This window comes from Streptomyces graminilatus (assembly GCF_001418565.1).
Classification (GTDB): domain Bacteria; phylum Actinomycetota; class Actinomycetes; order Streptomycetales; family Streptomycetaceae; genus Streptomyces; species Streptomyces graminilatus.
Map to the genome: position 1 here is coordinate 1 of NZ_LIQQ01000565.1, position 10,008 is coordinate 10,008.

General features: G+C 70.5%; 10 protein-coding genes and 1 pseudogene. 2 read left to right on the forward strand and 9 right to left on the reverse strand.

Annotation, left to right across the window (positions count from 1 at the left end; all coding sequences use genetic code 11):
• From AOK08_RS47970 to AOK08_RS36635, 6 genes and pseudogenes are all read right to left on the reverse strand, one after another.
• Positions 1-853 (reverse strand): annotated as a pseudogene (locus AOK08_RS47970) (nicotinate-nucleotide--dimethylbenzimidazole phosphoribosyltransferase); the annotation flags it as partial.
• Positions 854-1,240: 387 nt separating this feature from the next.
• Positions 1,241-2,461, reverse strand: coding sequence for a precorrin-6y C5,15-methyltransferase (decarboxylating) subunit CbiE (gene cbiE / locus AOK08_RS36615; protein WP_055534138.1), 1,221 nt, complete (start codon positions 2,459-2,461; stop codon positions 1,241-1,243).
• A gap of 139 nt (positions 2,462-2,600) precedes the next feature.
• Positions 2,601-3,239, reverse strand: a complete 639-nt coding sequence (locus tag AOK08_RS36620) for a GNAT family N-acetyltransferase (protein ID WP_055534140.1) — start codon at positions 3,237-3,239, stop codon at positions 2,601-2,603.
• Positions 3,240-3,419: 180 nt separating this feature from the next.
• Positions 3,420-4,256 carry a MetQ/NlpA family ABC transporter substrate-binding protein gene (locus AOK08_RS36625; protein ID WP_055534141.1) on the reverse strand — a complete coding sequence of 279 codons (837 nt, stop codon included), beginning with the start codon at positions 4,254-4,256 and terminating at the stop codon, positions 3,420-3,422.
• A 112-nt stretch (positions 4,257-4,368) separates the two neighbouring features.
• A complete protein-coding gene (locus AOK08_RS36630) occupies positions 4,369-5,148 on the reverse strand; it encodes a methionine ABC transporter permease (RefSeq protein WP_055534142.1) in 780 nt (259 codons plus the stop codon).
• The gene (locus AOK08_RS36635) at positions 5,145-6,209 is read right to left on the reverse strand and encodes a methionine ABC transporter ATP-binding protein (RefSeq protein ID WP_079054482.1); all 1,065 of its coding nucleotides are present in this window, start codon (positions 6,207-6,209) and stop codon (positions 5,145-5,147) included. Before AOK08_RS36635 ends, AOK08_RS36630 begins: the two co-directional genes overlap by 4 nt.
• 382 nt (positions 6,210-6,591) lie before the next feature.
• Here AOK08_RS36635 and AOK08_RS36640 point away from each other — a divergent pair, with 382 nt between their 5' ends.
• Both AOK08_RS36640 and AOK08_RS36645 read left to right on the forward strand, forming a co-directional pair.
• Positions 6,592-6,951, forward strand: coding sequence for a hypothetical protein (locus AOK08_RS36640; protein ID WP_055534144.1), 360 nt, complete (start codon positions 6,592-6,594; stop codon positions 6,949-6,951).
• A gap of 1 nt (position 6,952) precedes the next feature.
• Positions 6,953-7,396 carry a hypothetical protein gene (locus AOK08_RS36645; RefSeq protein WP_055534145.1) on the forward strand — a complete coding sequence of 148 codons (444 nt, stop codon included), beginning with the start codon at positions 6,953-6,955 and terminating at the stop codon, positions 7,394-7,396.
• Between the two features lie 69 nt (positions 7,397-7,465).
• Here AOK08_RS36645 and AOK08_RS36650 read toward each other — a convergent pair whose 3' ends face one another.
• The 3 genes from AOK08_RS36650 to AOK08_RS36660 form a co-directional block, all read right to left on the reverse strand.
• Positions 7,466-7,963, reverse strand: a complete 498-nt coding sequence (locus AOK08_RS36650; RefSeq protein WP_055534146.1) for a GNAT family N-acetyltransferase — start codon at positions 7,961-7,963, stop codon at positions 7,466-7,468.
• 45 nt (positions 7,964-8,008) lie between these two features.
• Complete coding sequence (locus AOK08_RS36655) at positions 8,009-8,515, reverse strand: RNA polymerase sigma factor (RefSeq protein ID WP_055534147.1); 507 nt, start codon at positions 8,513-8,515, stop codon at positions 8,009-8,011.
• A 112-nt stretch (positions 8,516-8,627) separates the two neighbouring features.
• Entirely contained in the window at positions 8,628-9,824 is a 1,197-nt protein-coding gene (locus tag AOK08_RS36660) for a glycerophosphodiester phosphodiesterase (RefSeq protein ID WP_055534152.1), read from the reverse strand.
• Positions 9,825-10,008 lie beyond the last annotated feature (184 nt).

Sequence of the window (10,008 nt, forward strand, 5' to 3'; positions counted from 1 at the left end):
CCTCGAAGGCGTATGTGTTCTCCGGCGGGTGGGGCGCCGAGGGGGCGGCGAACTCGGGCTCCGGCTGGGGCTCGGGCGCCTCTTGGGCGACCTGCGGCACCTCGTTCGAGGCCTCCGGGGTCGGCGCCTGGAGCTCCTGGGGCGCCGGTACGGGTTCCGGCTGTTGCGGCACCTCGGCCGGCTCGGGGGCCGGTTCCGGTGCCGGGGTCTCGGCCAGAAGTGGGGCAACCGTTTCCGCGGGGTGTGCCGTCTCGCTCACCAGCGGCGGGGCCGGGGCCGCCTGCACCGCCGTGTGAGCCGGGACCTGGGTCTGGGGCTGCGCCTGGCCCGGGGGCTGGGCGGCCCACGGAGCCGGCGTCTGCGGGGCCGCTTCGGCGAGCGGAGAGGTCGTAGCGAGGTATTCGGCGGCCGGCGCGGGCGCGGCGAACTGGCGTCCGGGTGCGGGCATGCCGGCCGGGCCGCGGTCGGCGAGGGAGCGGACCGGGCTCGCGGAGGCGTCGGGGGTCGGCGGACCGAGGTGCAGCGGGCGGCGGGGCGCGACCGGTGCCGTCGCCTGGGAGGCGGGAGCCTGGGTCGCGAGGCGGACGGCGCTCAGGTCGACCGAGCCGCTGTCGCGGCCACCGGTCTCGTGCGGGCCGGGCTCGTGCACGGCCTCGACGACGGGTACCGGGGCGGGCGGCGCGACCTCGTTGCCCCACGCGCTCTGGGCGCCCGGGAGCAGCAGCAGGTCTTCGTCCTCGGCGGTGGTCTCGGAGAGGTAGGTGTACGCACCGTGCGCGGGAACGCCCGGCTGTTCCACCATGCCTGCGCTCTCCGGCAGCCCCTCGGCCGGGACCTGGCCGGTGTCGGTCATGCGTACCCCTCGCCCATCGGTTAGTGCTTCTACGACCGGCTCGCCTGTCACAGCTCACCGACCGCCCCGTAGTGAAGAACGAGCATGCGTGCCCAGCGGCACGAACGACCCGTCCCAGAAAGACGACAAAGCCACTAAGTGGCATTGTCGCCATCAACTGGCATTGTTGCGGTCGTTCCGCCGTAACGGCACCTTGATCCGCCACGGACCGTTGTGGACTGCGCCACGTTGCGCGCCCCAGCGGTTCCGCCTTACCACACTCACCCCAAAACGGGCGCGCTTTCCGGACATTGGTCTACGAAGTGCCGGTCGGCCGAGTGCGGTGCAACGATCTGCCAGCCTACCGCGCGCAGTACGACAACAGGATCACGGGACAGCATGCGGACTTCAGGGCGCGCGGTCGGGCAGCACTCCGCTGAGCAGGAACGCGACGCTCCGCTCCGTCTCCGTCCAGGCCCGGGTGTCGAGCTCGACGGACTGGAGGAGGGCGCACTCGACGTCGTAGCCGTGCTCGGTCAGGTCGCGGCCGACGAGTTCGGCCGCGTCGCGGGTCGCCGCGTGCGTCACGATGCGCTGCGGGCGCCGGTCGGCGACCGCCGAGACCACCGCCGCTCCCCCGCCGCCGACCCGGACGACGTCGGGTTCGGGAAGGTTCTCCAGTACGTGCGGGGCCTCGCCGCGCACGATCTGGAGCTGAACGCCGAAGCGGCGGGCGGCGAAGTCGGTGCGGGCGCAGGCCTCCACGTTCCGGTCGACGGCGATGACGGCGGCGCCGGTGCGGGCCGCGTCGGCGGCGAAGGCTCCGCTGCCGCAGCCGATGTCCCAGACGAGGTCGCCCACGCGCGGTCCCAGCCGGGCGAGTTGGGCGGCCCGCAGCAGTTCCGCCTCGCCCTCGGCGTACGGGGCGGAGCCGTGACCGTACGCCTCGGCGGGCAGGGCCCAGCCGCGTGGACCCGCCGCCGGGTCGCGGCCGGCGATCCAGTCGCCGGTGCCGCTCGCGGCGGCCGGGCCGCCGATGACGATGACGACGTTGGGATCGCGCCAGGCGCGGTCGGCGGCCTTGTCGGAGGTGAGGACGGTGATCTGTTCGCGCTCGGTGCCCAGTTCCTCGCAGATGACGAAGGTGCGGTGGACCCCGTCGAGGAGCAGGCCGAGTTCGGCGGGTCCCGCGCCGGGTGAGGTGAGGACGGCGACCTTGGTGTGGGCGCGGCACACGTTGACCGCGCGGCGCAGGGTGCGGCGGTGGGCGACGACGACCTGGGCGTCGTCCCAGGGCATGCCGGCGCGGGCGAAGGCGGTGGCCACCGAGGACACGGCGGGGACGACCTCGACCTCCAGGCCGAACTCGGGGTTGCGCAGGGTGCGTACGACACCGAAGAAGCCGGGGTCTCCGTCGGCGAGGACGACGGCGGTGCCGCGATGGCCGGCGATGCGGCGGGCGGCGAGGTCGACGCTGCCGAGGCGGACGCGTTCGGCGGCCGGCGGGACTTCGGGGAGCGCGAGATGGTGGGGCGCGCCGGCGACGAGTGTGGCGGCGCCGAGGGCGGAGCGCGCCGTGGCGCTCAGGGGCGAGCCGTCCCAGCCGATCACCGTGACCCGGTCGGCCATCGTCGTCAGTCTCCAGGGGGTTCGGCGCGGGTGTCGGGCAGCAGGGGGAATCTGGGGGCATCCCGTACGGAGTCGGTGCTATCGGGACTCCGTGAGGGTACCGGGTGTTCCCGGTGTGTCCGGTCGCGTCCCCCTCTGTTCAGTTCCAGTCGGAGTACGACGTGAAACCACCGGACTCGGCCAGTTCCTCGCCGGCTCCTTCGAGGTCCTCGGGGATGAGGCTCCAGACGATGAAGTCGGTGCGTTCGTCGGTCCAGGTCCCGTCCTCGGCACGGACGTGCGCTATACAGGCGCCGCGGAGCACGCCCTCGCTGATGCAGCCGATCTTCTGGGCGACCTGCTGGGAGGCGGTGTTGTCGGCGGCCGTGCGCAGCTCGACGCGTTCGAACTTCTGGTCGCCGAGCACCCATTGGCAGGTGGCGAGCGCGGCCTCGGAGGCGTAGCCCTCGCCGCGTGCCCAGGGGGCGGTGACGTACGACAGCTCGGTGGACCGGATGTGCCAGTCGGTCTTGGACAACTGGACGATGCCGACGAGGCGTTGGGTGAGGAACTCGGTGACGGCGAGGTCGAGGCCACGGCCCTCGGTGCGTTCGGCGGGCGCGTACTCGGTGATCCAGGTGTGGGCCGCGTCCTCGGTGAAGGGCTGGGGGACGTCGGTCCAGGCGGCGACCTGTTCGTCGTTCATCATCTCGGCCAGCGCGGGGATGTCGTCCTCGTCGAGGGGGCGCAGTACCAACCGCTCCGTGCTGATGGAGATGTTGGGGAAGGTGCTCGTCATGCGCCACTCCGTAACCTTCGAAACCTTCGAACATGCAAGGCCTGCTGAACTGCCCAGCATGCAGCATGCGGCGCCGGAACCGCATCACGGGGTCCACACCCGGTGAGGGCGCGGACCCCGTACGTGTCGGTACGTACCGAGGTGGCTGTTACCGGACCGCGGCCGGATCAGAAGGAGGGATCAGAAGGACGGGATCACGGAGCCGTCGTACTTGTCCTCGATGAACTTCCTGACCTCGGGCGAGGCGAGCAGTTTGGCCAGCTTCTCGACCCGGGGGTCCTTCTCGTGGCCCTTCTTCACGGCGAGGAAGTTGCCGTACGGGTTGTCCTTGGGGGACTCCGAGACGAGGGCGTCCTTCGCGGGCGAGAGGTCGGCTTCGAGGGCGTAGTTGCCGTTGATCACCGCGGCGTCGACGTCGTCCAGGGAGCGCGGGGTCTGGGCCGCCTCCAGCTCCTTGAACTTGAGGTTCTTCGGGTTCTTGGTGATGTCGGCGGGGGTGGCCTCGTTGCCCACGCCGTCCTTGAGGGTGATGATCCCGTTCGCGGCGAGCAGCTTGAGGGCGCGGGCCTCGTTCACGCTGTCGTTCGGGACGGCGACGGTGGCACCACTCTTCAGGGCGTCCGCGCTCTTGACCTTGTGGGAGTAGAGGCCGAGCGGCTCCAGGTGGACCGTGACGACCGGCACGATGTGGGTGCCGTTCTTCTTGTTGAAGTCGTCGAGGTACGGCTGGTTCTGGAAGTAGTTGGCGCCCACCGAGCCGTCCTCGGTCGCCGTGTTCGGCGTCACGTAGTCGGTGAACTCCCTGACCTCCAGGTCCAGGCCCGCCTTCTTCGCCAGTTCGTCCTTGACGAAGTTCAGGATCTCCGCGTGCGGGGTGGGGCTCGCGGCGACGATCAGCGGACCGCTGGTGTCGGCGGAGACGGAGGCGGAGTCCTTCTCCGAACCGCAGGCGGTGAGACCCAGGGTGAGGGCTCCGGCGGTGACGGCGACGGCGGTGAGCTTTATTGCGTTACGCACGAAAAGTGCCTTTCAAAATGGGTGTGACTGTCCCCGTGATGGGTGCCACGGGGAAATCTGCGGGTGGGGTGGGTGTGGTCGGAGGGGGTGCTCGGCGGGTCCCGGGCAGCCGTCAGGCGGCCTTGCCGACGTCCGCGGCGGCGGCTTCCTCGGTCGCCTCGACCGGCGCGGTCGGCGCGGTCGCCCTGGACCGCGCCTTCAGCAGCCGGAGTCCGGGAGCACCGCCCGAACCGCCGCCGCGCCGGTGCAGCCCGCGGGCCGCGAGGTCGCCGGCGAGCTGGATGACCGAGATGACGACCGCGAGGATCGCCACGGTGATCCACATCAGGCCGGTCTCGAAGCGCTGGTAGCCGTACCGGATGGCGATGTCGCCGAGGCCGCCCGCGCCGACCGTGCCGGCCATCGCGGAGTAGCCGATGAGGGCGACGACCGTCGTGGTGGCCGACGAGATCAGCGAGGGCAGGGACTCGGGTACGAGGACCCGGCGGACGACCGTCCAGGTGTTGCCGCCCATCGCCTGCACGGCCTCGACGAGCCCGTGGTCCACTTCGCGGACAGCCGTCTCGACGAGGCGGGCGAAGAACGGGATCGCGCCGACGGCGAGCGGCACGATGGCGGCCTCACGGCCGATGGTCGTACCGGTGATGGTCCGGGTGAAGCCCATCAACGCGACCATCAGGATGATGAACGGCATGGAGCGGGCGACGTTCACTATTTGCCCGATGACCTTGTTGGCGAGGACGTTGCGCAGAAGTCCGCCGCGGTCGGTCAGCACCAGCAGGACGCCCAGCGGGAGTCCGCCGACGACGGCGATCAGGGTGGACCAGCCGACCATGTAGAGGGTGTCCCAACACGCCTGCTCCAGCAGGGGCCGCATCTCGGACCAGGTCACTCGGCACCGTCCTTGACCAGTTGGCGCTCACCGACGACATCGATCCGCAGGCCCTGCTCGCGCAGGAAGCCGACCGGTACGACGTTCTCCTCGTACCGGCCCGGCAGTTCGATGCGCATCCGGCCGACCTGCCTTCCCCCGACGGTGTCCATCGCGGCGCCGAGGATCGAGATGTCGATGTTGTACGTGCGGGAGAGCTGCGAGATGACGGGCCTGGTGGCCGCGTCCCCCTGGAAGGTGACGTCGATGACCGTGCGGTCGTCCCCGGAGGCGTCGCCGCCGACCGGGAAGAGCGCGGCGGCCAGTTCGGAGCCCGGGGTGGCGAGCAGTTCGCTGACGGTGCCGGACTCGGTGATCCGCCCGTTCGCCATGAGGGCCGCCGAGTCGCAGATGGACTTGACGACGTCCATCTCGTGCGTGATGAGCAGCACGGTGAGCCCCAACTGCCGGTTCAGGTCGCGCAGCAACTGGAGGACGGAGCGGGTGGTCTCCGGGTCGAGGGCGCTGGTGGCCTCGTCGGAGAGCAGCACCTTGGGGTCGCCGGCGAGGGCGCGGGCGATGCCGACGCGCTGCTTCTGGCCGCCGGAGAGCTGGGCCGGGTAGGCCTTGGCCTTGTCGGAGAGGCCGACGAGGTCGAGCAGTTCCAGCGCCTTGCGGGACCGCTCCGCGCCGGACGTGCCGAGGATTTCGAGCGGCAGCTCGACGTTGTCCTGGACGGTCCGGGTGGAGAGCAGGTTGAAGTGCTGGAAGACCATGCCGATACGGCTGCGCGCCCGGCGCAGTTCCCGGCCCGCCCTCGGCCCGCGCCCGGCCAGCGCGGTGAGGTCCTGTCCGGCGACGGTGACCGTACCGGCGGTGGGGCGTTCCAGGAGGTTGACGCAGCGGATGAGCGAGGACTTGCCGGCGCCGGACTGGCCGATGACGCCGTACACCTCGCCTTCACGGACGTGGAGATCGACGCCGTCGAGGGCGGTGACTTCACGACCGCGTGAGCGGTAGACCTTCGTGAGGCCTGACGTGGTGATCACAGGGGTTTCCGTCACTGTCGAGTGCGCGGGCATGGCTCTGCCCGGACACGGAAGGGGGGTGTGTGCGGCTCAGGTCGGTCGCGTACGCGAATGCCGGTGCGGGACTCGGAGGAGTCATACGGCCGCGGCGTACGGACATGCCCGGCGGAGCGCGACTCAGGTCGCGAGGCTCAGGGGACGGTGGGGGGCCTCTAGAAGGCGCACATTCGACACAGACAACGAGCACCGGGCGTCAGGGTCGCCTCGGTCGCAAGGATGCGGTTGCTCGTCGTGGTCATGCGAACAGTAAAGCAGACGTATAGACGCGGCCATGAATATGTGTCTCACGTGCGTCCACATACTGGACAGACCCGGGACGGACCGGCGGCCCGGGGCCGATAGCACCGGGCACTTTGAGCCGTAATAGGGTCGCGGCATGCTCGATGCCCTGACGGTCGCGACCGCCGTCGCCGCTCTCGCTCTCGCCGCCTGGTGCGGCTGGGCCGCCTCTCGCGATCAGCCCACCAAGGACTGGCACTTCATCGGCATGGGCGTGGTCACCCTGCTCACCGTGGTCCAGTTGGTGGTCGGCATCGTCCAGCTCGCCCGGGGCGAGAAGCCGGAGCAGGGCACGACGATCTTCGTGGCGTATCTGCTGGGCGCGGTGTCGTGCGTGCCGGTGACGGGGTTCATGTCGCTGGCGGAGCGCACCCGCTGGGGCTCGGTGACGGTCGCCGCGGGCGGTGTGGTGCTGGCCGTGCTGGAGGTGCGGCTCTATGACATCTGGGGAGGATGAGATGGCCACGACGGACACGTCCACGGAGGAACGGCCCGTGCGCAAGCGGCTCATCGGCGGGCCGGGCATTCTTCTGGTCTGGCTGTACGGCGTAATGGTCGTCGGCGCGGTGTCGCGCTCGGCCGTGCAGATCTCGACCGAGTTCGACCACGCGCCGCTCGCCTACTCGCTGTCGGCTGTCGCCGGTGTGGTGTACGGGTTCATCACGTACTCGCTGGTGCGGGGCGGGGAGACGGCGCGGCGCGCCGCGCTGGCCTGTTGTGCGGCCGAGCTTGTCGGGGTGCTCGTCGTGGGTACGTGGACCCTGGTCGAGCCGTCGGCGTTTCCCGACTCGACCGTGTGGTCCGACTACGGGATGGGGTACTTGTTCATCCCTGTGCTGCTGCCCGTCTCCGCGATGTACTGGTTGCGTAAGGCGCGGGCGCCCAAGGAGGAGATTGGCTGAGGATTGCTGCGCGACTGCGAGTCCGTCGTGGCTTGTCGCGCAGTTCCCCGCGCCCCTGCGGGGCGCTCCTCACGCCGTCGTCGCGTACGTTCCCGCCGGCTTCTCCAGGACGATCATCGGTACGCCGTCGGTGCCCTTGTCCGTGCCCACCGTTTCGTAGCCGACCCGGCGGTACAGGCGCAGGCCCTTGTCGCTGCGGTGGCCCGCGCTCAGGCGGAACCTCTTGGCGCCGCGTTCCTCCGCGAGCGCCGACTCGGCCGCGCGCAGCAGACGGGCGCCGATGCCGTGGCCCTGGAGGCGGGGGTGGACGCAGAGCTTGCCGATGGACGCCGTGCCGTCGGGGTTCGGAGTGCCGCGCACCGAGCCGACCACCTCCTCGCCGAGCCGGGCCACGTAGACGCAGTCCGTGCCGACTTCCTCCCGCACGGAATCAAGGGACTGGACGAGCGGATCGATCCGGTAGTTGCCGTACAGAGCGGCCTCGCTCTGGAAACACAGGTACTGCAGCCGGAAGATCTGTTCGGTGTCCCGTTCCGTCGCCACGGAGATGGTCACGCTCATGCCCATGTGTGCACGCCTCCCGCTCACCTGTTCAGTCGTTGTTCCCCACTCCTATCCCCGCACTTCGCCGACCGCAACCTCCGGTGTCAGCAAACGACGGAGACATCCCAGGCATCTGGAACGTTCCGGACCAAGACTTCCCTGTGAGATACCCAACTCCCCCGCGATTTCGCGGTAGGTGAGGTCCTTCGGCGACAGCAGGGCCTCCATCAGACTCGGGCAGCGGCCGGGCAGCCTGCGGACCGCGTCACGCAGGGCGCGGTGCCGGGCGGCGGTGAGGGCGAGCTGCTCGGGGCCCGGCCCGTCGTCGGCCGCGGGCCGGTCGCCGTAAGGCCGTTCCACGCGGGCGGTACGGCGGTTGCGGCGGGCCTCGGAACGGACGGCCCGGCGGAGCCAGTTCTGCGGGTCGGCGGGCGGGCCGTCGGAGTCGAGGCGTTCCAGGAGGCGGAGCCAGACGGCCTGTTCCAGGTCGCTCGGCTCGGCGCCGTAGACATATGCCTCGGCCGAGGCCTCGGCGGCGAGCAGGGGGCGCAGGGCGGAAACCATGTCGTGGGTCATATGCGGCACGACGCGGCCGCCCCGGCAGGAGGTTGCCGGAGCGGCCGGTTGTCACCCCAACCGGGGCCGGACGTTCGGCCGTTGACGACGCCCGTAGAACTGCCGGGTCGGCTCAGTCGTTCAGGAAGTCCGCGCGGGCCAGTACGCCCGTGTCCGCGTTGTCCGTGAAGACGCCGTCGATGCCCGTGGCGAAGTACGTCCGGTAGGCGCCGAAGACGTCTCCGTACGCGTCCACGCCCGTGCCCTTGCGGAAGTTCGCCGGCAGGAAGGGGTTCTCGTTGCGCATGGTGTACGGGTGCAGGATCAGGCCCGCCCGGTGCGCGTCGGCGACCAGGGTGGTCGGGGAGGTGAGGGCGCCCGCCGCGTCCTTGGGGATGACCAGGTCGAGGGTCGGGCCGATGCCCTGCGCGTACGAGGCGATCTCCTTCAGACCGGCCGGCGTGATCAGGTCGGCGACCGTACGGGGGTCGCCGTTCGTCACGAAGTCGAAGGGACGGGTGCTCGCGCCCGAGAGAAGGACGACGAGCGGGTTGTCCACCAGCCGGTTCAGGCGCTGGATGCTGGTCGGCTCGAAGGACTGGAGGATGACCGGCGAGTTCTTCCTGTCCTTGCGGTGCTTGCGCAGCGCCTTCGCGACCAGCTCCTCCAGGTCCAGGCCGAGCGCCCGGAAGTAGGTGGGGTGCTTGGTCTCGGGGTAGATCCAGACCTGCTTGCCGCGCTTGCGGGTCTGCTCGTCCTGCCAGCGGAGGACCTCTTCGAAGGTGGGGATCTCCCAGCGGCCGTCGTAGAGGGTGTTGTGCGGGCGGTTGGCCGGAATGCGCTCGATCGCGCGCAGCGTCTTCAGCTCGGCGAGCGTGAAGTCCTCGGTGAACCAGCCGGTGACGGAGACCCCGTCCAGCACCTTGGTGGTCCTGCGGCTCGCGAACTCGGGGTGGTCGGCGACGTTCGTCGTCCCGCCGATCTCGGGCTCGTGGCGGCAGACGAGGTGGCCGTCCTTGGTGGGGACCAGGTCACCGGCCTCGACGATGTCCGCGCCGAGGTCGAGGGCGAGTTGGTAGGAGCCGAAGGTGTGCTCCGGGCGGTAGCCGCTGGCACCCCGGTGGCCGATGATCGTCGGTACGGGCAGGCTCTTCAAGCCACCGCCTCCGTGCTTCACGCTCCGGTGCGCGTCCGGCTCCGCTGCCTGGGCCGCGCCGGGCAGCCCGAGGACCGCGCCGCCCGCACCCAGCATCGCGGCTCCGAGCAGCGTCCGCCGCCCCGTCCCCGCGGACTCCCCCTGCGCATGTCCGTTCGACTCCAGCGTGCCCATCAGCGCCTCTCCTGCCATGCCGTCAACTGTCCCAAACGGACCGATCGTAGGTGCGTGTACATGACGAGAGAGAGGCCTCGGACGGAACGCACGGGTGACGCCCGATGTCTGTATCGAGGCCGGCAGGGCGGGGTGCTCCGCGGGCGGGGCGGGTGGACGGCCGGCGCGACTCGTCCGACTCGCG

Bases quoted from the DNA above. Each gene is read 5' to 3' on its own strand.
- cbiE (WP_055534138.1), bottom strand. From the start codon at position 2,461: ATGGCCGACCGGGTCACGGTGATCGGCTGGGACGGCTCGCCCCTGAGC.
- AOK08_RS36620 (WP_055534140.1), bottom strand. From the start codon at position 3,239: ATGACGAGCACCTTCCCCAACATCTCCATCAGCACGGAGCGGTTGGTA.
- AOK08_RS36635 (WP_079054482.1), bottom strand. From the start codon at position 6,209: ATGCCCGCGCACTCGACAGTGACGGAAACCCCTGTGATCACCACGTCA.
- AOK08_RS36640 (WP_055534144.1), top strand. From the start codon at position 6,592: ATGCTCGATGCCCTGACGGTCGCGACCGCCGTCGCCGCTCTCGCTCTC.
- AOK08_RS36645 (WP_055534145.1), top strand. From the start codon at position 6,953: ATGGCCACGACGGACACGTCCACGGAGGAACGGCCCGTGCGCAAGCGG.
- AOK08_RS36650 (WP_055534146.1), bottom strand. From the start codon at position 7,963: ATGGGCATGAGCGTGACCATCTCCGTGGCGACGGAACGGGACACCGAA.
- AOK08_RS36655 (WP_055534147.1), bottom strand. From the start codon at position 8,515: ATGACCCACGACATGGTTTCCGCCCTGCGCCCCCTGCTCGCCGCCGAG.
- AOK08_RS36660 (WP_055534152.1), bottom strand. From the start codon at position 9,824: ATGGGCACGCTGGAGTCGAACGGACATGCGCAGGGGGAGTCCGCGGGG.